The sequence below is a fragment of the Thiosulfativibrio zosterae genome (assembly GCF_011398155.1).
In the GTDB taxonomy this organism is placed as follows: Bacteria; Pseudomonadota; Gammaproteobacteria; order Thiomicrospirales; family Thiomicrospiraceae; genus Thiosulfativibrio; species Thiosulfativibrio zosterae.
The window spans coordinates 1,313,399-1,333,905 of record NZ_AP021888.1 but is presented as its reverse complement, the minus strand read 5'-3'; the positions used below and the strand labels follow the sequence as shown (position 1 = coordinate 1,333,905).

The window sequence follows — 20,507 nt, the reverse complement described above, 5'->3', positions numbered from 1 at the left end:
GATATGCCAGCACATAAAAATACTTTTAACCAATTGTTTAACATGAATTTTTACATTAAAAACAACCGTCTAAATAACTACAAATTTTCGTTAAAGTACAATTTTTCGTAACACTACTACTAAATTTCGTAATCGGTATAAGCCTTGCTTTGTTTATTAAAACGCGCTCATTTGCACTCATTTAATACAATCATACTTTTTGAAAGAGTCTAAACATGTCTCAAATTTTTAGTGATGCATTTAACAAAAATCCTAATGCAATGATTATTATCGACCCAGTAAAGGATGAAATTTGTTATGTAAATCTAGCTGCTGAAGCTTTACTAAAGCAATCAAATAAAACACTCACAACTTTAAAAGCAACTCAATTATTTCGGCACTGCATCCCTACTCTGTTCACTTTTACTGAAGAAGCACTTATTAAAACAACCGCTTGGACAAGAGATTTACACATCCAATTTAATGATGATCAACCGATTTATCTCGAGGTTAGTGCGGGAAAAATATCCCAAAATAGCAATCAAAGAAAAGAGTTTATTTGCCTTACGCTACAAAGCCAACAAGAAATAAATCGCAGGCGGATTAAATCAGACGCTAAATTTTTACATCAAAATGGATTGGAACACTGGAAAACCATAGAGCATATTTTTCGTGAGTTTGAACACGAAAATAAACTTATTCTTGAGGCCGCTGGTGAAGGCATTTACGGTGTGGACATTCACGGAAAAACTACTTTCATAAACCCAGCGGCTGAAAAAATATTGGGTTGGAAATCTGAAGAACTGATAGGTAAAAGCATGCATGAAATGATTCACCATAGCCGTGAGGATGGGAATCACTATGAAAGCAAAAACTGTCATATCTATGCAGCCTTTAGGGATGGTGAAGTGCGTCATGTAGATAATGAAATTTTTTGGCATAAAAATAATTACCCTATTCCGGTCGAATACACGAGTACGCCCATTATGGATAACCATCAACTCATAGGTGCAGTGGTTATTTTTCGCGATGTTAGCGAGAGGAAGCTTGCAGAAAGAAAACTTCACGAAGCCTTAAATGAAGTGCAATCTCTAAAGAAACGATTAGAACTTGAAAATGCCTATTTACAAGAAGAATATCGCGAAGAACATCACTATAAAGAAATTGTTGGCAAAAGCCTCGCAATTCGTAAAGTCATTCAACAAATTGAACTGGTTGCACCTACAGATGCTAGCGTACTCATTAGTGGCGAGTCAGGCACAGGTAAGGAACTGATTGCCAGAGCAATTCATGATAGTAGTCAGCACAAAAATCGTCCACTCATTAGAGTGAACTGCGCCTCTATCCCTAGAGAACTCTTTGAGAGTGAATTTTTCGGTCATGTTAAAGGGGCTTTTACTGGTGCAATAAATGACCGTGCAGGACGTTTTGAGTTAGCAAATGGCGGAACGCTTTTTTTAGATGAAGTCGGTGAAATACCTTTTGAGTTACAAGGAAAACTATTGCGTGTACTTCAAGAACAGCAATTTGAACGCGTCGGTGAATCTAAAACACGCTCTGTTGATGTAAGAATCATTGCCGCAACTAATCGAGACTTAAAAGAAGAAGTCGCAAAAAAACAGTTTCGAGAAGATTTGTTTTTCAGACTGAATGTTTTCCCAATAGAGTCAATCCCACTGCGTGAAAGGACTGAAGATATTCCATTATTAGCTAACCACTTATTAAAAATTGCCCGTAAAAAGTTTGTAAAACCAAATATTCAACTAACCGTAGGTGATATACAGAAATTAATTGATTATCAATGGCCTGGAAACATTCGCGAATTACTAAATGTCATTGAAAGAGGTATCATTTTAGCTACCGATTCGCGTCTGGAGTTAAATCTACCGCTAACAAATCAGAACTACACATCCTTAAAAAACGACATTGAAAATACATTTCAAATACAAACTAAACAAGAACTATCGAACCTAGATAAACAAAATATTATTAATGCACTTAAAGCTTGCCGTGGCAAAATATTTGGACAAAATGGCGCGGCAGAAGCATTAAAAATAAAACCCACCACACTTGCATCTCGCATTAAAAAATATCAAATTAATAGACATCAATACATCAACTAAAAACAAAATTTAAGCCCTTTAAGATGATTATCAAAAAAGGTGTTCGGTATTATTAGACTGGAACAGTTTAATGGCGCAACATTTCTAAAAACGACAGTCTAATTAAATTTCTGTTCTGGTGAAAAATCAACTTCGAGAGACTGGAATGTTCTTGTTTGTTGCCTAATGTTGTCATTTATCTACATTTAAAAACATAAATAAATGGGAATAACCTAATGATTTTTAATAACTTATTGATATCTAACCGTATTGCTTTGGTGGTCTATTGCCTGCTTTTAAGATAGAAAAATACACGATTGTTGTGTTAGCACCCAGCGTGGGGATGCATTTTAAATCAGCTAAACCAACCCAATAAGGTTGAATGTTAAGGAGAAAGAAAATGTCCACCCCATTACTGATTAATGCTTCAAGTTTGGCGCAAATGATTGACCGTGAGCCAGTTGTGATTATTGATACCCGCTCAGCAGAGGCTTTTGAACAAGGTCATATTCCTGGTGCCGTCAACATTCACAGTATTTTTACTCATCTCGCCATGTCTAGCCCAGAAGGCCTGGCAGAATTAAAAGCCACCTTTGCCAAAGCGTTTGGGGATGCGGGCTTATCGGGCAGCGAAACCGCGGTGTTTTATGAAGACTCAATGGACACGGGCTTTGGTCAGTCTTGCCGTGGTTATTTTATATTGGGTTATTTAGGGTATGAAAAAATTAGCATTTTGCACGGAGGGTACCAATCTTGGTTAGCAGGTGGTTACCCAATCAATATGGAACCGGTGATGCCCGCCGCCAAATCCTTCCCAGTGAAAGACACGGGTGACAGTTTAATGGTGGATCAAGAAGCGGTTCTAAAAGCGCTTGGAACGGACATTGTCTTGTTGGATGTGCGCGATGTCGATGAATGGATTGCCGACAGTTCTTCGCCTTACGGCAAAGAGTTTTGCCCACGCAAAGGCAGATTGCCAGGCGCAGTTTGGATTGAATGGTATCGCATGATGAAACCTGGCAAAGTGCCTTTATTAAAAACCCCCGATGAAATTTTGGCCGAATGTAAAACCGTGGGCATTACCAAAGATTCTGCAGTCTATTTGTATTGCTTTAAAGGTGCGCGCGCCTCTAATACCTTGGTTGCACTGAAGTCCGCGGGTGTGAATAATGTAAAACTCTACTTTGGTTCTTGGAACGAATGGTCACGAAACCCTGAGTTGCCGATTGAAGAAGGACTGCCATTTTAAAGGAGTGTTTTATGGTCTTTGACAGCATAATGATGTCGATTCATACCGTTGCGGCGGTTTTGTGGGTGGGCGGTATTTTCTTCGCGTATCGTGTTTTGCGTCCTGCGGCGATGATGCTTGAACCCCCTGTGCGATTGCAACTCTGGGTGAACGCTTTTGGGCGATTTTTCCCGTGGGTATGGGGCTTTATTTTTGCGCTGATTATCTCAGGCTATTGGGACTGGTTTGCCCGTTTTGGCGACTTAGCACACATGCCGCTCTATCTGCATGCCATGCAGTGGATTGGTTGGCTGATGATTGTATTGTTTGCTTGGTTGTATTTTGTGCCGTTTGCCAAGTTTAAAACCTTGGTGGCGGAGCAACAATTTCCTGAGGCAGGAAAATTAATGAACCAAAAAATGCGTCCAGTCATTGCGATTAACCTTAGCTTAGGGGTTCTTGAGGCGATAATAGGCGTTTCAGGCCCTTATTTAGGGGTGTGAGCGAAGCATCAAAAAGAATCTATGTTGGCACCTTAAAAGGTGTTGGCAGAATCTATCAACAAACCTTTGTCGATAACTACTCAAAATTGCTGATTGCTAACTTTAATAACAAGTCACGAAAACTGAATATTGAAGATATTAACCGCTGGAGAAGCTATCGAAATGACCAATTAATTGATTTGGTCACTCGTCAAAGCCCAGCGTTTTCAACAATGCCTTGGACGTCCCAGCATTTGGTTTTTAGTGGCTGACCGAAACGCACAAGGCGAACTTCTAAATACACCCCAAATTTTAGACGGATGTTCTCAAGGACTTTTATCTATATTTTTTTAAAGTTATGCAACATTATTTATAAATAAGGTAGGTATTTTATTTAAGGATATGATTATACAACTAATTTAAAGTTTAGCCCTAGCGCTTGAACGACTTTGTAAACAGTTTCAAAGCGTGGGTGTTTACCTTCGCCAAATGATTTATAAAGGCTTTGATAACCAAGCCCAGTTTGTTCTGAAATTTGCTTCATCCCCTTTGATTTGCTGACAACTCCAAGCGCATCAACAAAAAAAGCAGGGTCGTTTTCATCAAGAGCCGCTTGAAGATAATTTTTAACATCCTCTGCGGTTTGAAGATAATCTGAAACTTTAAAATCTTCTTCAGTTTGATTGTTCATGAATCCATCCTTTTACTTTTTCAATGTCTTTAGATTGGGTTGATTTGTTTCCCGTTAAGAAAAGCAAAACAAGCTCATCTCCTTTTTGCTGATAATAAACGCGCCAGCCTTGGCCAACGTCTATGCGCAATTCGTAGAGAGAGCCTTCAATATTTTTAAAGTCTCCGCGATTATCAAGTTCTAGTCGGCGTAATCTGGCTAAGACGCGTGACTTAGCCAATGGGTCTTTAATTTGTGCAAGGCTTTCATCAAAGGGATAGCCTCCATCCAATCTAAATTTTTTAATTATCATTGATTATACCGCCACTTTATCCAGTTGGATAATTTTATTATCGGTTTGATTGGCAAAGTCATTAATATATCTTGTTTGTAGATCTGGCTGAAGATGGCCGTAATGTTGTTCAATCATTTCTACGCTGGTGGTTGCAAGCTTGGCGATACTGAGTAAGTTTGCGCCATTCATTACTAGCTGGCTGATAAAATTATGCCTTAAAGTATAGTTTTCAAGCTCATTTGGAAGTTGAGCCAAGGCTTTAATCTTTTCCCAAGGTTTGTATAAACGTAAAAATGGTTTTCCCGTGGATGGATTTGCAAACACGTATCCATATTGAGGTGAACCATTTTGCTCATGCCAACATTTTAAAAGCTCAATAACCTTGTCTGATAGAGGATTTGTAGTTGGGTATTCATTTTTATGGCGTAGTTTATTAATCTTGAATTCGCATATTAAGTGCAACTTCATTTAAGCAGCGAATAAATCAACAGCTTTTCCTAAAAATAACTCAGCGGGTTGTTTTCCATCTCGTGTTTTTCGACGACGAGTGTTTAGCCTGTTCATAACAAAATCTATCTGTTTATGGGTAACTTGATTAAAGTCGGTTCCCTTTGGAAGATACTAACGCTTGAATACGCAACCATAACCAGGCCTGGTTATTTTTATGTCAAATTAAGTCAATTGAGGCTTTTACTTGGAACAATTTAATCTTTTAAAGACACTTTGGCAAAGTAGGCTGCTCCTAACAGTGGTGCTTCTGGGTCATCGACGATTCTAACGGGTATCTGTTCAATCGCTCTTGTCATACGACCTTTGTCTAAAAACCCTTCCATAAAAATACCGGACTCCAGTGCTTGACGAATTTTCGGTGCAATGCCGCCGGCAATATAAACCCCGCCCAATGGCAATACTTTTAGCGCGAGATTTCCTGCTTCTGCGCCGTAAATTCTGCAAAACAGGCGCAAGGCTTCTGTGCATATTGGGTCTGATTGTTCCAGTCCCATTTGGCTAATCAAGGCATTGCGGTCACCCGTTTGCATTTTCGCCTCTAGTTCTGGATTCACTTGAGCAAAACCTGACGCTTTTAAAAAGTCATACAGGTGACCAAAGCCATCACCAGACAAAATTCGCTCAAGGCTGACATGCCCCTTAAAGCGTTCTCTTAAAAAGACGAGCAATTGATCTTCTTGCAGACTTTGTGGCGCAAAGTCACAGTGCCCCCCTTCTGATGGCATGGCATGGTGTTTTTTACCGTCAAAAAATAAAACGGCTTGACCCAAGCCTGTTCCCGCCGCTATGACACCGATATGCCCTGCTCTTTCAATTGCAGAAGGGTTTAGTTCATGAAACTGATTCAACTGCAAAATACCATAAGCAGCGGCTTCTAAATCATTTAACAAATGTACTTTAGGGATTTTTAGGCTTTGACTGATTTCTAAGGCATCAATCGTCCAAGGCAAGTTGGTTGTAATACAGCGCTGCTCTTTAATGGGGCCCGCAATCCCAAAACAGGCCATATCGATTTGAGTAGCGGAACCCAAAAACTCTCGCAATAAATCTTCAAAGTGTTCATGCTGGCCACTGGCAAACATGGATTTTTTAACTTCTTTAAGTCCGTCATCGCTGACCTGATAGAGCGCCAACACGGTTTTAGTGCCACCAATATCTCCGGCTAGAATTTGTTTCATCTTCACTCCTTGATTGTAATGCGACTCAATCAGCGCAAACTATTGTGCTTTATGTAAAAAACGGAATGCCTCTACTATCGCATTGGCAACTTCATTGGGTGCTAACAAATAGAAGGCTTGCCAAGCTTTTTCGCGGTCATCTTCATAAGCTGATAATTGATTGTCGGCTAAGGATAACCAGTGTAATCTCACCGAATGCCCCAATAACACATCTAAAAAGATTAAGTCTTGCGAGTGCAAATCTTGATTGGCCTTCATAATTAACCCCAGCACCATGATGGCTTCGGCATAAAGGCGACGCACTTCTGGCAATGGTGTTTTATTTAATAAATGATCTACCTTGTCTTGAAACAGTTTTTCACCACGAGTCATATTGGCACTGAGCGCATGATTTAAACGCAACTTAGGATTCCATTGGTCACCAATACTCAGGCCAGCCGTTTGGTTAACCACATCCCAAGCACCTTCATAAAATCCCGGTGAATAACGGCCAATACTGCCATGAATTTTTCGCCATTCATACCAGTCAAACGCTTCGCCTAGTTCGGGGTTCATATTAGACTCAAATTTTGGCAAATATAAGTCGTGCTCAGTTTTATCGAAGGTCATTAATTCTTGTTTGTAAATTTGCTCTTGAACATCTGCGTAGTGTTCAAGCACATATTCAAGTGCCTGAGCAATCTCGTAAGGTGCTTTGGTCATTAACAAATCCAACGCATCATCAGCACTGCCATGCCCTTGCGCAAAACGAATATGGCCGGCCAAAAGTTGCAATAGCTGGCCCGTTCTGATCAACGGCATATTATTGAGCAACTCAGGGCGAGAGCGGATTAATAGGCCTAAATTTAAGATCAATTCTTGGGTCAAAATTTGCGCTCTTAGGTCATCCAGATTAAATTCTTTAATCATTCTAAGAATTTCTACCGCACCCGCAGGTTGTCTAAAGGTGGAATGTTTACTGTATTGGCGAGAAACACTTAGGGCAATTTTGCGCACCAAAATTTCGGTTAGCGCACCTTCCAAGTCAATATCATGCTTTCCTAACCAAGCCGCTGCTCGACGAATGATATTCCAGTCGTTAACTTCTTTGGCTTGCAGATAAATGGCTTCCATCAGTTTTTGCAAGGTGCAGGGCGTTCCATCAGAACCCGATAATCCGGTTTGGAAAGCGCCATCGTGCCGCTGAAATAATATCTCAGTCATCATAAACTGCTCGGCCAAGTTTTCGGTATGCACTAGTTGCGCGATTAAAGCAGCATCTGCCCATTTTTGACACACTTGCACATCCAGCGTTTTGGCAGAATTGGCTTGAATTTGCTTTAACGCTAAACACTGTTCAGAATAAAAACCGCTTTGCTCGTGAGCACCTGGCGCATGTTCTAAATAATGTAAGTTTCTTTTGGCGGATGTTGGTAAAAAGTTTTTCAGCATACCCAGTTTTACAGGGATATCCGCAACTTTACCGTGACGGCACTCCTCCATAAAGTTGAATAGCGCACTTTTGCCCGCTCGGCTGAGCATTGCTTCATCCACCACCATGACCACCAAAGGTCTTCCCGGTAAATTCCATTGGCGAAAGATATAGCCCATTTCCATTTTTAACCGCTTAACCAACATGCGGTTATCTTGGGTGAGATAAAAGTCGTGACGACTTAAAAACTGTGGTTGGAAAATAAACTGATTGCCTTGATACTCATAAACACAAGCGGTGGTTAAGCCTCTGGGGTTGCGCTGAGGTCGCCCGGTTAGCCCAAGACTTTTACAACGCCCTAAGGATTCAAACGCTTCTGCCAGCGAACTGGCCGACAAAATTTCTATCGGCTTTAATTGTGCCAGCGTTTGCGTCACTAAGCCATATTCATGCAGTTTATCTTGAACTTTTTCGTTTTCAGCAATCAAAGAAAACTGAATTTGTCGGCCAATGTTTTTACCAATATTTTGGTGACGCCCTAAAGGATCAATATCACTGATGTCGAGCAAACCATCTTGCACTAAAGCGCCCAACAGATAAAGACTTTGCGCCCACACTAAAGGCACATTTTCATTAGGAAGACGCTCTTGTGAACCGGGATTTTGTCTTTCCGCTTCTATCTTTTCTAAAGGCACATAATAGATTTCTGGTAAGAGTTGTTGCCCGTTATGTTCTACCAGCAAACCTTCTAGTTTTTCACGATATTCTTTGGCTTTTTCAGGTTGGTCGGTGAATAAAAAATGCAGCAACAGATAACTGAAAAATAGCGGCCATTCGCTTTCAATATTCTCAAACTGCTTCATCTCCTCTGGCTCGTAATGCAGACGATTAACATCTTCATTCGCCGCTTGATGGCCATCTCGCAAGAAACGCTTACAACCATATCTGCCCGCTAATTTATCAATCACTTCATTAAGCGTCAGGTCAACCAGTTCCTCATCTTCTAAAGCAAAGGCTGGAAAGCCGATAACACTTAGCGTTGCCGCATCGACTTCTTTTGAGAGAGATTCTGCGGGTAAAGTTGCTTCTAAAGTGATACGCGCTCTGGCAATTTCATCGGGAATGACATGAATAATACTGTTAATGCCCCCTTCTGAACCAAAGCAGTTAAAACCATCCATGGCCTCTAGTGCGGCCTTAGCCATTCCCACTGAGCTGCTGTTGACCTCTGCAATACCATGGTTGATTTTGTTGCCACGCTCCCAAATACCATAGTCAGGGGTGCGGTAAGAGCGCCCAATATAATGCACTAGGTTTTGAATAAAGTGGACTTCTTCCAACGTGTAAATGATGTGCAAACCTGAGGCAGTCATTTGCGCCAGCATCAATAAAAACAGGCTGGTGGCATCTAATTGTAAATGTCCCCACTCATCATCGCCCACTACCGAATCCCCTGTGGTGGTGGAATATTTAGCGTGCAAAGCATCCAACGGATTTTGGGTAAATTTAAAGGCTTCTACTTTATGAGATTGCTTCATCATGGCAATCAGTAAACCACGCATGAGCTTAACAACGCTCTGCTCAAGCAACACTGCACGACCTTCCGTATCGTTAACTTTTCGATAGGCTAGTCCTAAACCCCAGATGGCCAGAATGCTGTAAACATTATCACGAACCCATGCATCGGTATAATCGCCATGCGCCGTAATGGCAGTACTGGCTGGCAGCAAACCGGTAATCGGATTTTGACGAGCAAGAATAATATCGGAAACCTGATGATAATAACGATCTAAAGTTTTTATGCTTTCTGTGTGCATGGTTTTCCCTGTAGGTATAGAAATTTTAATTTGATGGCGGTTTAACCTATCACCTTTGATGGGCTGTCGTAAAAGTTTGAGTGCGCAGACTTTAAACGCTGAGCCATTAGGATATTAAAAATGGCTTACTGTGGCATTGCGTTGTCGGTCTTGTCATTTAAAAGACGAAGTTTACCAATAAATCTGAATAACTCTGCCAAAATTCACCAACAAAATGCGGTTAATGATCAGGCAGCTCTCATGTTCAAAGGCTTTGCGACACCCAAATGTAGCTCAATGGCAGTTAAGCTCACTCAAGGGTTATTGATTTTGGTTAATCAAAGGGACTTGCAAGCGCGCTAAAATATCAAAGGTATCACCCGCAAAAGCTTCAACAACCGCCATTTCTGCCGGCTCAATACTTTGATAAATTAATTCCCCAATATTGGGTCGATGCGTTACCAAAATTAAAATTCCCTTGCCTTGATAATTGCGAATCAAATCTCGAGTGGCTGCCATGTTCCGTTCTGCAACTTCTGGACTCACCGCTTTGGTTAAGCGCAAACTGGGGTTAACCGTTACCTGTTGCAATCCTTCAGCCAAGAGTTGTGCGGTTTCTTGGGTACGACAATGTGGGCTTGCCATAACAGCTTCAACTAAAATAGAGTGGGCTTTAAGTTGCTGGTTAATCCAGCGAGCCTGTTCTCTTCCAAAATCACTCAGATTGCGTTCACTAAAACAACTGTCATCCAATACAAAAGGACTACCAAACTCTTCGCTGAGAGTTGCATGTCTGACCAACAAAACTTTATGGCCGCCCTCAAGCAATTGCCAAAAAGCCTCTTCTGATGCGTGTGATACAGAGCTTAACAAGTTAGACAGTAAAAGTATGCCAACCAACACAATTCGATTCATTGTTAACTCCGTTAAATAAGCTAATGTTTTTATGGTATTTTTAACCCAAAAACAACCAGGCCTGGTTAGTTTTAGGGGCTTTTTTGCTTAATTTTGACTGCTAGACGCATTTAAATATTTTTCAATAAAGTTGAGTACCTTATTAAAATGCAGCTCTATTTTATCAATTGAATCGTGATCTGCTCCAGCAATTTCCAGACACTCAACCGACTGTTTTGCCGCCGCTTGGCAAAGCAAAAGATGGTCACTTAGCGGAATGACCTGATCTGCATCACCGTGGATGAGTAATACAGGTTTGTGAATTTGCTGAAGTGTATTGACCGGAGCAATCGTATCAAACCGATAGCCTATGACCCATTGCACATAACTAGAAATCAAAGTAACTAACCCAGGAAAAACATCTAAGCGTTTTAGATATCTTTGCATCATTAACTTGGGGTGTGCAAAACTCGAAATAGCGATAAACGCATTGGCATGAATGTCCTGTGAGGCTGCCAATAAAGTGGCCGCCGCACCCACTGAGTGCCCTACAATAATTTGCTTTTGATTTTCAGTGGGATAGTGTTTTTGCAGCCAGTTGATGGCTGAATTCAGGTCTTCAGCAAATTTGGGCATATTCGATACCCCTCTCTTTTGGCTGTCTCCATGATTATGCGCATCTATCAATAACACATTAAAGCCCGCCGCATAAAAGGGTTTGGCCAAGGGTAACATCATGCTTTTATTGGCACCCCAGCCATGCAAGATTAAAACGGTCGTATCACTTTTTTGAGCTGCCTCAATCCACCACGCAGACAACAATGTTCCTTGTAGCCCTTTGAAAGCAATCAACTTAAAGGGTAAATCATAAGCGGTTGGTTGCTCAAGATTGGGACAACGCGGCGCACGAAAACTGATGTGGATTGCCACCAAAAAAGCCGCAATCAACAGCAAAGGGATTAACCAATAGAACATTTGAGGAAACTCGTTTGCCGATTATGAATCCATTAATCGGCGCTAAAAAACCTTAAGGAGAAGGATAAGTATATTGGCTGTGAATACGCTCAATTTGGGCCAACACCTCGTCAGACAACTGAATCTCTATGGATGCAATATTTTCTTTGAGTTGTTCCATGGTGGTTGCCCCAATAATATTTGCGCTCACAAAGGGGCGACTGTTCACAAATGCCAGCGCTAATTGGGTGGGCGTTAAGCCATTGCCTTTGGCTAAAGCGGCATACAGCTCGGTTGCTTTTTGGGCATTTGGACTTGAATAGCGTGTGTAATTGTTAAATAAGGATAAACGAGCCCCTTTAGGTTTTTGACCATTTAAATATTTACCACTGAGAACACCAAAACCTAAAGGTGAATAGGCCAACAAGCCCACTTTTTCATGATGACTGACTTCGGCTAAATTGACTTCAAAACTGCGGTTCAGCAAGCTATAAGGGTTTTGAATCGTGATGATTTTTTCTAGGCCTAAGCGTTGCGCCGTTTCTAAAAACTTCATCACTCCCCAAGCGGTTTCATTAGACAAACCTATCATGCGAATTTTGCCTGCCTTCACCTGTTCACTTAATGCCAAGAGCGTTTCTTCAAACGGGGTAAACTCGGCGGGTTTTTGGGGTGCATGAAATCCTAATTGTCCAAAATAATTGGTCGGTCTTTCGGGCCAATGAAGTTGGTACAAATCAATGTAATCTGTTTGCAATCGCTTTAGAGATGCGTCAATCGCTAATGGAATTTGTTGAGCATTAAATTGGCTATGTCCACCTCGAATATGATCGACAAATCCAGGGCCCGGCCCTGCCATTTTGCTAGCCAAAATAATTTGCGAACGCTTATGAGTTTTGGCAAACCAATTACCAATCATGATTTCAGTTTTACCGTAAGTCGCGGCTTTAGGTGGAATCGCATAAAGTTCGGCCGTATCCCAAAAATTAACGCCCTGCTCTAATGCATAATCCATTTGCGCAAAGGCTTCTTCTTGAGTATTTTGTTCTCCCCAAGTCATAGTGCCCAAACAAATACGGCTGACCTGAATATCTGAAGCGCCTAAATTGTTGTAAATCATCTCAGCTCCTTGGCTTTTGCAATTAAAGAGTATTCTACTGAAAACCCCGCATTAATATCACTTAACCGTTAAACCTAAAGATGAAGACTTGGTTAATGATGAATGAAATAATATTGAAAAATAAATTTTAAGTCATTGTTATGATTAATCTTATGCATGCAAAATTCATTTAAACTCCAAAAAAACAGTTAAAAACTTAAGGCTTCAAAAGTTTCAAATTCTATCCAATGGTAAAATATTAAGATAGTTAAGATTAATTTAAAGAGATCCTTTATGCTTGAATTTAGCCCTATTTTTATCTATTTGGCGATGGCCTTTGTTTTCATCTCTATCGCTCTATTTTTCTTGATTGGTTGTCAGTCTGAGTAAGATGGCAAATTTAAAAGATCTGGTCTTTGTTGACATAGAAACCACCGGCGGCAAACTCCATCAAGCAGAAATAACCGAAATCGCCTTAATTCACATCAGTGACGGTGAAGAAGTTGGACGCTATCAAACGCTTCTAAAACCTCAAAAAAGTATTCCGCCTTGGATTACTCGCCTCACGGGCATCAGTAACGCCATGGTGATGGATGCGCCCTCTTTTGCAGAGATTGCAGAAGAATTAGCCGCTTGGTTAAGCCATAAAACCTTTGTGGCACATAATGCTCGTTTTGATTATGGTTTTATTAAAGCGGCCTTCAAGCAAGTTGGCTTAGACTTTAAAGCCCCTGTTATTTGTAGCGTTAAATTGTCTCGCCAGCTCTTTCCAGAAGCACAACGCCACGGTTTAGACCAAATTATTGAACACTTTCAACTCACCTGCGATGCTCGACACAGAGCGATGGGCGATGCTGAAATGATATGGCAATTTTTTCAAAAACTGCCAGAATATCATTCAAGCACGGTGATTGAGCAAGCCCTGCTTGAACAATTAAAACAACCCAGTTTGCCACCAAATTTAGATGCAGAAACCCTTGAAAACTGCCCAGATTCCCCAGGCGTGTATCGGTTTTATAATGCGGCTGGCACAGTTATCTACGTTGGCAAATCGGTCACCCTACGCACCCGAATTCTCAGTCACTTTAGTGCCGGACAACAAACTGCCAAAGATCACAAAATAACACAAGAAATTGCTCATATTGACTGGACAGAGTGCAGCGGAGATTTAGGAGCACAACTGCTTGAAGCCAGAGAAGTTAAACGCATTAGCCCAACCTATAATGTCCGACTGAGAAAAACAACTCACCTATGGCGCTTTGCGTTAAGCAAAGATGCTGCTGGCTATAACACCTTAATTTTGAACACCACAAGTGATTTATCGCCCGCTGAACTCATACAATCTTATGGTTTATATCGTTCAAAAAAGCAAGCATTGGAAGACTTAGAAAAACGCGTGGCTCAACATCAACTTTGCCAACGACTGACAGGTTTAGAAAAGAAAAAATCTGGGACCTGCTTCGCATTTCAATTAAAACGCTGCAAAGGCGCTTGTGTTGGGCAGGAAAAACCAGAGCTTTATAATCTACGCCTAGAAATGGCATTGCAACCTCTTAAACAAAAGGTCTGGCCATGGAAAACACCGATCTTGGTTAAAGAAATGTCAGAAAACATCGAACAAATTCATTTAATTGACCAATGGTGCTGGTTAGGTAGTGCGGATAATGAGTCAGACTTAGAAGATTTGATAACTTCTAAACAAGAAGATTTAATGATTGAATTGGATACTTACAAAATTTTATGTAACTTTTTATTAAAGCCAAATCAAGCACTGCAGATTACGCAATTGCGTAGATAGATAAATTGTAAAAGGTCTCAAATAAAAAAACCCTCGAATCGAGGGTTTTTTGTAACTCTACTAACTTAATCTTAAATGATTAAGCCATTTGACCTGGGTAGTTTTCGATACCTGGGTTGTCTTTAACGCCTTTAAGCTTAGGATGGTTTACTTTCTTCAACTTAGTGCTTGATTTGTGGTTACGCAAGTAATCAGCAGCCACATCCCACATTAAGCGACCAGAACCAACGGCCTCAACCTGAGCCCAACCAGCAACAGAGTACTTTTTGTTGGCTTCAAGTGGCGTACCATCATCTAAACGCATTTCAGAAATACGGTTACCTAAGGAAGCATTTGGCTCACAAGTGTAATCCATACCACCTAAACGAACCATGTCACCACCCGATTGTAGGTATGGGTCTTTTTGGAATAGGTTTTCACAGATACCTTCTAGGATATCTTTCATTTGTGCACCAGTCACTTCAGACTTATAAGTTTCACCATAAGTCATTGAAGTTTCGTCCATCACACGTTCCATAGTGATCATTTCACCCGCAAGAACTGAAGTTCCCCAACGAACACCTGCTGACATAGCGATTTGAGTATCGTGCTCTTCACGCAAGGCGTTAACAATGATTTGATCCCAAGTACCCATGAAGTTACCACGACGGTATAAAGTATCTTCAGCAACAGCTAATTCTTCACCTAAGATTTCACCATAAGTTTTACCTAAACGCTCTTTGCTGTAAGCACGCGATGGGTCACGAGATTCAATGATGTTTTCATCATACTTTTTAGTGTATAGGTGATCAATAAATGTTTGAACGGTTGCATCTGCTGCTAGTACATTTGAGAACACTGGTAATAAAGTGTAGTTAACACCTTTTAATTTACCATTCACAATGTCTAAGTCCATACAACCTACAAACTTACCGTTTGAACCTGCGTTAGTTACGTGACAAACACCACCATTAGGTGTTTTAACTGGGATTGTCTTAGCAATACCATCATGCGTGTGACCACCGAATACTGCATCAATACCATCAACACGTGATGCCATTTTGATATCAACGTCCATACCGTTGTGAGAAATCATCACAACTGCAGCCACTTTTTCATTTTCACGGATATGGTTTACAGTGTCTTGTAAATCATCTTCACGTAAACCAAATGACCAGTCTGGGAAGTTAGATTGTGGGTTAGCATTTGCAGTACGTGGGAAAGCTTGACCAACAACAGCAACTCTTTCACCGTTAACGATTTTAACAGTGTAAGGTTTGAATGGGCGAGCTGACTCTTCATCATAAAGACCCATACCATTTTGCTGACCAACCATTTCACGGTAAGCGTCACCAAACAAGGAATCTTCTTTAACACGAATGTTTTGCGCTAAAAATTCACCTTTGAACTTGTTAAGGTTTGTTAAAACTTCTTCTTCTTTGTAAGTGAATTCCCAGTGACCTGTCATGATGTCAACACCTAACAAGTTAGAGGCTTCAACCATATCTTGTCCACGAGTCCAAAGGGCCGTACCAGAACCATGCCACAAGTCACCACCGTCCATAGTCAAGGTATTGTCTTGTCCGCCAGCTGCTTCACGTAGCTTATCTAACAAAGTCTTAACGTGTGCAAAACCACCAACCTTACCATATTGCTCAGAGGCATCTTGGAAGTTAATATATGAAAATGCGTGTGCTAAAGGTGTGTTTTCCGCAACACCAATTTCTTTCAATAATTTAGTTCCAACAACGTGTGGTAACTTACCGAATGCTGGACCAGTACCTAGGTTTACATTAGGCTCGCGGAAATAAATTGGCTTTAATTGTGCGTGAGTATCTGTGATGTGCAGTAAACGAACCTTACCTTTCATAGGTAGATTGTACATTTCAGCAGTGGCTGCTGAACCCATTTTCTTAGCTGGACTTCCAGACATTGCTTTTGCAGTACCAGGTAACATACCTGCTGCTGCTGCCAAAGACATTACATGAAGAAATTCACGACGATTTAGAGACATAGGTCCGCTCCGTTTTAGTCAGTTAAATTGGCTTGAACTATTAAATAAATTCAATAGCGCAAGCGTTGAAATAAATTTTATTAATACTAATGCAATTAACCGCATAAGTCTAATAAGCTGTGGTTATATACCAATAAGGTTTTACTTATACGCAAAACACCCCAAACTCAAGAAAGCTTAGGCGTCAACCGTGTCGGCTACCCATTTACGAGCATTTCTAAACAATCTCATCCAAGGTGCATCTTCAATCCAGTCATCTGGATGCCAAGAGTTTTGCACTGCTCTAAAAACGCGTTCTGGATGTGGCATCATAATGGTCACGCGACCATCGGGTGTGGTCAAACCGGTTAAACCTGCTTGAGTTCCATTTGGATTAAAGGGATAAGCTTCAGTCGGATTGCCAGCCGCATCAACATAACGCACACCAACCAAACCTTCAACATCCGCCATTGAACCTGCACCAAAATCCATACGACCTTCACCATGTGCCACAGCAACCGGAATGCGAGAACCCGCCATTCCTTTGAGTAACACGGATGGAGAGTCAACAATTTCAACCTGCGAAAAACGCGCTTCAAATTGTTCAGACTGATTACGCACAAAAGCTGGCCAACCTTCAGCCCCAGGAATAATCTCTTTAAGATTAGACAACATTTGGCAACCATTACAAACACCCAGTGTAAAAGTATCTTGGCGTTTGAAGAATGTTTCAAAAGTGCTGCGAGCTGTATCGTTAAACAAAATAGAATTTGCCCAACCGCGACCTGCACCCAACACATCCCCATAAGAGAAACCACCACAAGCCACTAGACCGCGGAAGTCATCAAAACTGAGTTCGCCAGATAAAACATCCGTCATATGTACATCAACGGCATCAAAACCTGCTTTCGTAAAGGCCGCTGCCATTTCTTGCTGACCATTAACACCCTGCTCCCGCAAAATAGCCACTTTGGGTCTTGGCAAATGTGCATATGGCAAGGTGATATCGTCATTGATATCAAAAGTGACCAGCGGATTCAAATGCGTATTTTCGTCATGCTCGATGGCATCAAACTCTTGTTGCGCACAATCCGCATTATCACGAATGGCCTGCATACGATAAGAAGTTTCTGACCAAATTTGTTGCAATGCTTTACGAGACTCATCCAACAATACTTCGTCATTACAAACAATAATAATGTCATCCGTATCTGACGGCTCTGCAATCCAGTGCGACATATCAGCAAGCTTGAATTGATTCAATATGGCTTCAACCTTGTCTTTATCGGCTTGTTTAACTTGAATGACAACACCGACCTCTTCCGCACACAAAGCTGCAATCGGCTCAGCTCCTAAAGTAGATACATCCACATTTAAACCTGTGTGACCTGCAAATGCCATTTCTAGCAGGGTGACTAACAATCCACCATCGGCGCGGTCATGGTAAGCCAACAATAAGTCATCAGCCATTAAGGCTTGCACCGCATCAAACAAATTCAATAAATCTTGCGCATTATCCAAGTCAGCGGATACATCACCTAATTGATTGTAAACCTGAGCCAAGCAGCTCGCGCCGACACGGTTTTGACCGCGACCCAAATCAATCAATAACAATTCTGTCGCACCCAAATCGTTACGCAATTGCGGTGTGACCGTTTTACGAACATCTTCTACAGGTGCAAAGGTGGTAATATTGAGTGACATAGGTGAAGTAACTGATTTTGCAACCCCATTGTCTTCCCAAACGGTCTTCATCGACATAGAGTCTTTACCCACTGGAACCGCAATACCCAGTGCAGGGCAAAGCTCCATGCCCACCGCTTCTACTGCATCATAAAGCGCAGAATCTTCACCCGGATGCCCAGCTGCTGCCATCCAGTTAGCAGAAATTTTAATATCGCTCATTTTGGCGATCTTAGCACAGGCTATATTGGTAATCGCCTCTGCAATCGACAAGCGTGCTGAAGCCTTGGGGTTAATCAACGCCACCGGCGGTCTTTCCCCAGAAGCCATGGCTTCACCGGTGTAACCTAAATAATCACTACATGTAATCCCAGCGTTGGCTACCGGAACCTGCCAAGGACCCACCATTTGATCACGCGTCACCATACCGGTAATAGAGCGGTCACCAATGGTGATTAAAAAACTTTTACTGGCGATGGTTGGCAAGCTTAATAAGCGCTCTGTCACATCTGTTAAATCCAGCACAGCCGTTTCAAAACCAGGCTGCGGAATTTGCCGGCTTTCTGCCGTACGGTGCATTTTGGGTGGTTTGCCCAATAACACATTAAGGGGCATATCCACGGGATTATTGTCAAAAACCGTATCGTTTACCACCAGCTTTTGTTCAGCGGTTGCCTCACCGACTATGGCATATAAACAGCGTTCACGCTGACATATGGCTTCAAACTGTGCAATTTTGTCAGGATAAATGGCAATCACATAACGCTCTTGTGACTCGTTACACCAGATTTCCATCGGAGACATGCCGGGTTCGTCATTGGGCACGGAACGCAAATCAAATTTACCACCACGCCCAGCATCATTGACCAACTCTGGGAAAGCATTGGATAAACCACCCGCACCCACATCATGAATTGATGCAATCGGAGACTCTTCACCTAAATAAGTACAACGGTCAATAACCTCTTGGGCACGACGCTCCATTTCTGGGTTTTCGCGTTGCACTGATGCAAAGTCTAGTTTTTCAGAGCCTGCGCCGCTGTCAACCGATGAAGCAGCTCCACCACCCAAACCAATCAACATCGCAGGGCCACCCAAAACAACCAGTTTTGCGCCAACCGGAATCATATTCTTTTTAATGTGCTGTTCACGAATATTCCCTAAACCACCCGCTAACATAATGGGTTTGTGGTAACCACGCACTTCAAGTCCATCATGCGTAATCATGGCATTTTCATAGGTACGGAAATAACCATTAATGGCAGGACGACCAAACTCATTGTTAAATCCAGCCGCGCCTAAAGGGCCTTCGATCATGATATCTAAAGCAGATACAATACGAGAGGGTTTGCCATAAGGTCTTTCCCATGGCTGTTCAAAGCCTGGAATATTTAAGTTAGAAACGGTAAAACCTGTTAAACCTGACTTAGGTTTTGAACCACGGCCAGTTGCCCCCTCATCTCGTATTTCGCCACCGGCACCCGTTGCAGCACCTGGCCAAGGAGAGATAGCCGTGGGATGGTTATGGGTTTCAACCTTGATTTGAAAATGTACATTTTCTGGATGAGCTGCATATACGCGTGTTTTTGGATCTGGAAAAAATCTGGAGGCCAAAGACCCCTCAACCACTGCCGCGTTATCACTGTAAGCAGATAAAACGCCTTGAGGATTTTTTTGATAAGTATTACGAATCATGCCGAACAACGAATGAGATTTATCTTCACCATTAATCGTCCAATCAGCATTAAAAATTTTATGACGACAATGTTCAGAGTTCGCTTGTGCAAACATCATCAACTCAGCGTCAACAGGATTGCGCTTTAACCCTTCAAAAGCAGACACTAGATAATCAATTTCGTCAGATGATAATGCCAAACCCATGGATTTATTTGCGGCTTCTAATGCCGGTCTGCCACCACCTAAAACATCCACTTCACTGTAAGCTTTTGGCGATTGATGTGAAAAAAGTGCCTTCAAATCGACGATGTCATGGAATACTGTTTGCATCATTCGGTCGTGAATCATGGCTTCCATTTGTGACTGCAAGCCTGCTTCAATGCCAACAAAGCGATAAACAATGGCTCGCTCAATTCGCTTGATACGATTAATGCCGCAAGTATGAGTTATATCGGTTGCTTTAGAGGCCCAAGGAGAAATGGTGCCGACACGAGGTGCAACAATACAAGCATTTTTGGTTAAGGGTAAGGTCTTATCAGACTGATCACCATTGAGCAATTTCTTAAGATGACTTTCTTCTTCCGCAGAAAGAATTTCATCGCAGTCCATAACATAAATATATTGCGCATGGACTTCTGTGATGTCACCCACTGCACTCAACTTAGTTAAAAGCTGACCACGACGATATTCAGAAAGCGCTGAATTACCCCAAATAACTTGCATAATATTTCCTTATAACAAAAAGCCTCTAAATATCTGTAGAGGCTTAAATCAAAACC

15 protein-coding genes are annotated in these 20,507 nt (G+C 41.6%); 5 read left to right on the top strand and 10 right to left on the bottom strand.

Features of this window, described 5'->3' with window-relative positions; all coding sequences use genetic code 11:
• The first annotated feature begins 215 nt into the window (after positions 1-215).
• The 4 genes from THMIRH_RS06075 to THMIRH_RS06060 all read left to right on the top strand — a co-directional run bounded on the left by THMIRH_RS06075 (position 216) and on the right by THMIRH_RS06060 (position 4,063).
• Positions 216-2,102 carry a sigma 54-interacting transcriptional regulator gene (locus tag THMIRH_RS06075; RefSeq protein WP_173291251.1) on the top strand — a complete coding sequence of 629 codons (1,887 nt, stop codon included), beginning with the start codon at positions 216-218 and terminating at the stop codon, positions 2,100-2,102.
• Between the two features lie 379 nt (positions 2,103-2,481).
• On the top strand, positions 2,482-3,330 hold the full coding sequence (locus THMIRH_RS06070; protein WP_173291250.1) for a sulfurtransferase: 849 nt from the start codon (positions 2,482-2,484) through the stop codon (positions 3,328-3,330).
• Between the two features lie 11 nt (positions 3,331-3,341).
• Complete coding sequence (locus tag THMIRH_RS06065) at positions 3,342-3,812, top strand: CopD family protein (RefSeq protein WP_173291249.1); 471 nt, start codon at positions 3,342-3,344, stop codon at positions 3,810-3,812.
• Entirely contained in the window at positions 3,809-4,063 is a 255-nt protein-coding gene (locus THMIRH_RS06060) for a hypothetical protein (protein WP_173289494.1), read from the top strand. The genes THMIRH_RS06065 and THMIRH_RS06060 overlap by 4 nt, the downstream gene beginning before the upstream one ends.
• Positions 4,064-4,197: 134 nt before the next feature.
• On the opposite strand, the gene THMIRH_RS06055 is transcribed toward THMIRH_RS06060, so the two are convergent.
• The 8 genes from THMIRH_RS06055 to THMIRH_RS06020 all read right to left on the bottom strand — a co-directional run bounded on the left by THMIRH_RS06055 (position 4,198) and on the right by THMIRH_RS06020 (position 12,619).
• On the bottom strand, positions 4,198-4,482 hold the full coding sequence (locus tag THMIRH_RS06055) for an addiction module antidote protein (RefSeq protein ID WP_173291248.1): 285 nt from the start codon (positions 4,480-4,482) through the stop codon (positions 4,198-4,200).
• A complete protein-coding gene (locus THMIRH_RS06050) occupies positions 4,466-4,774 on the bottom strand; it encodes a type II toxin-antitoxin system RelE/ParE family toxin (RefSeq protein ID WP_173291247.1) in 309 nt (102 codons plus the stop codon). The genes THMIRH_RS06055 and THMIRH_RS06050 overlap by 17 nt, the downstream gene beginning before the upstream one ends.
• Positions 4,775-4,777: 3 nt before the next feature.
• Positions 4,778-5,224 (bottom strand): tyrosine-type recombinase/integrase, encoded by a 447-nt coding sequence (locus THMIRH_RS06045; protein ID WP_173291246.1) that lies wholly within the window; start codon positions 5,222-5,224, stop codon positions 4,778-4,780.
• A 236-nt stretch (positions 5,225-5,460) separates the two neighbouring features.
• Entirely contained in the window at positions 5,461-6,444 is a 984-nt protein-coding gene (glk, locus tag THMIRH_RS06040; RefSeq protein ID WP_173291245.1) for a glucokinase, read from the bottom strand.
• Positions 6,445-6,483: 39 nt separating this feature from the next.
• Complete coding sequence (locus THMIRH_RS06035; protein ID WP_173291244.1) at positions 6,484-9,672, bottom strand: phosphorylase b kinase regulatory subunit alpha/beta; 3,189 nt, start codon at positions 9,670-9,672, stop codon at positions 6,484-6,486.
• 300 nt (positions 9,673-9,972) lie between these two features.
• Entirely contained in the window at positions 9,973-10,566 is a 594-nt protein-coding gene (locus THMIRH_RS06030) for a histidine phosphatase family protein (RefSeq protein WP_173291243.1), read from the bottom strand.
• A gap of 87 nt (positions 10,567-10,653) precedes the next feature.
• Positions 10,654-11,520 carry an alpha/beta hydrolase gene (locus THMIRH_RS06025; protein ID WP_173291242.1) on the bottom strand — a complete coding sequence of 289 codons (867 nt, stop codon included), beginning with the start codon at positions 11,518-11,520 and terminating at the stop codon, positions 10,654-10,656.
• Between the two features lie 52 nt (positions 11,521-11,572).
• Entirely contained in the window at positions 11,573-12,619 is a 1,047-nt protein-coding gene (locus THMIRH_RS06020) for an NADP(H)-dependent aldo-keto reductase (protein ID WP_173291241.1), read from the bottom strand.
• A gap of 370 nt (positions 12,620-12,989) precedes the next feature.
• Between THMIRH_RS06020 and THMIRH_RS06015 the strand changes: the two genes are divergently transcribed.
• Complete coding sequence (locus THMIRH_RS06015; protein WP_173291240.1) at positions 12,990-14,396, top strand: exonuclease domain-containing protein; 1,407 nt, start codon at positions 12,990-12,992, stop codon at positions 14,394-14,396.
• A 79-nt stretch (positions 14,397-14,475) separates the two neighbouring features.
• Here THMIRH_RS06015 and THMIRH_RS06010 read toward each other — a convergent pair whose 3' ends face one another.
• On the bottom strand, positions 14,476-16,389 hold the full coding sequence (locus THMIRH_RS06010) for a 5'-nucleotidase C-terminal domain-containing protein (RefSeq protein ID WP_173291239.1): 1,914 nt from the start codon (positions 16,387-16,389) through the stop codon (positions 14,476-14,478).
• Between the two features lie 177 nt (positions 16,390-16,566).
• Positions 16,567-20,451, bottom strand: a complete 3,885-nt coding sequence (gene purL, locus THMIRH_RS06005) for a phosphoribosylformylglycinamidine synthase (RefSeq protein WP_173291238.1) — start codon at positions 20,449-20,451, stop codon at positions 16,567-16,569.
• Between the last annotated feature and the right edge of the window lie 56 nt (positions 20,452-20,507).

Bases quoted from the DNA above. Each gene is read 5' to 3' on its own strand.
- THMIRH_RS06075 (WP_173291251.1), top strand. From the start codon at position 216: ATGTCTCAAATTTTTAGTGATGCATTTAACAAAAATCCTAATGCAATG.
- THMIRH_RS06070 (WP_173291250.1), top strand. From the start codon at position 2,482: ATGTCCACCCCATTACTGATTAATGCTTCAAGTTTGGCGCAAATGATT.
- THMIRH_RS06065 (WP_173291249.1), top strand. From the start codon at position 3,342: ATGGTCTTTGACAGCATAATGATGTCGATTCATACCGTTGCGGCGGTT.
- THMIRH_RS06055 (WP_173291248.1), bottom strand. From the start codon at position 4,482: ATGAACAATCAAACTGAAGAAGATTTTAAAGTTTCAGATTATCTTCAA.
- THMIRH_RS06050 (WP_173291247.1), bottom strand. From the start codon at position 4,774: ATGATAATTAAAAAATTTAGATTGGATGGAGGCTATCCCTTTGATGAA.
- THMIRH_RS06045 (WP_173291246.1), bottom strand. From the start codon at position 5,224: ATGAAGTTGCACTTAATATGCGAATTCAAGATTAATAAACTACGCCAT.
- glk (WP_173291245.1), bottom strand. From the start codon at position 6,444: ATGAAACAAATTCTAGCCGGAGATATTGGTGGCACTAAAACCGTGTTG.
- THMIRH_RS06035 (WP_173291244.1), bottom strand. From the start codon at position 9,672: ATGCACACAGAAAGCATAAAAACTTTAGATCGTTATTATCATCAGGTT.
- THMIRH_RS06030 (WP_173291243.1), bottom strand. From the start codon at position 10,566: ATGAATCGAATTGTGTTGGTTGGCATACTTTTACTGTCTAACTTGTTA.
- THMIRH_RS06025 (WP_173291242.1), bottom strand. From the start codon at position 11,520: ATGTTCTATTGGTTAATCCCTTTGCTGTTGATTGCGGCTTTTTTGGTG.
- THMIRH_RS06020 (WP_173291241.1), bottom strand. From the start codon at position 12,619: ATGATTTACAACAATTTAGGCGCTTCAGATATTCAGGTCAGCCGTATT.
- THMIRH_RS06015 (WP_173291240.1), top strand. From the start codon at position 12,990: ATGGCAAATTTAAAAGATCTGGTCTTTGTTGACATAGAAACCACCGGC.
- THMIRH_RS06010 (WP_173291239.1), bottom strand. From the start codon at position 16,389: ATGTCTCTAAATCGTCGTGAATTTCTTCATGTAATGTCTTTGGCAGCA.
- purL (WP_173291238.1), bottom strand. From the start codon at position 20,451: ATGCAAGTTATTTGGGGTAATTCAGCGCTTTCTGAATATCGTCGTGGT.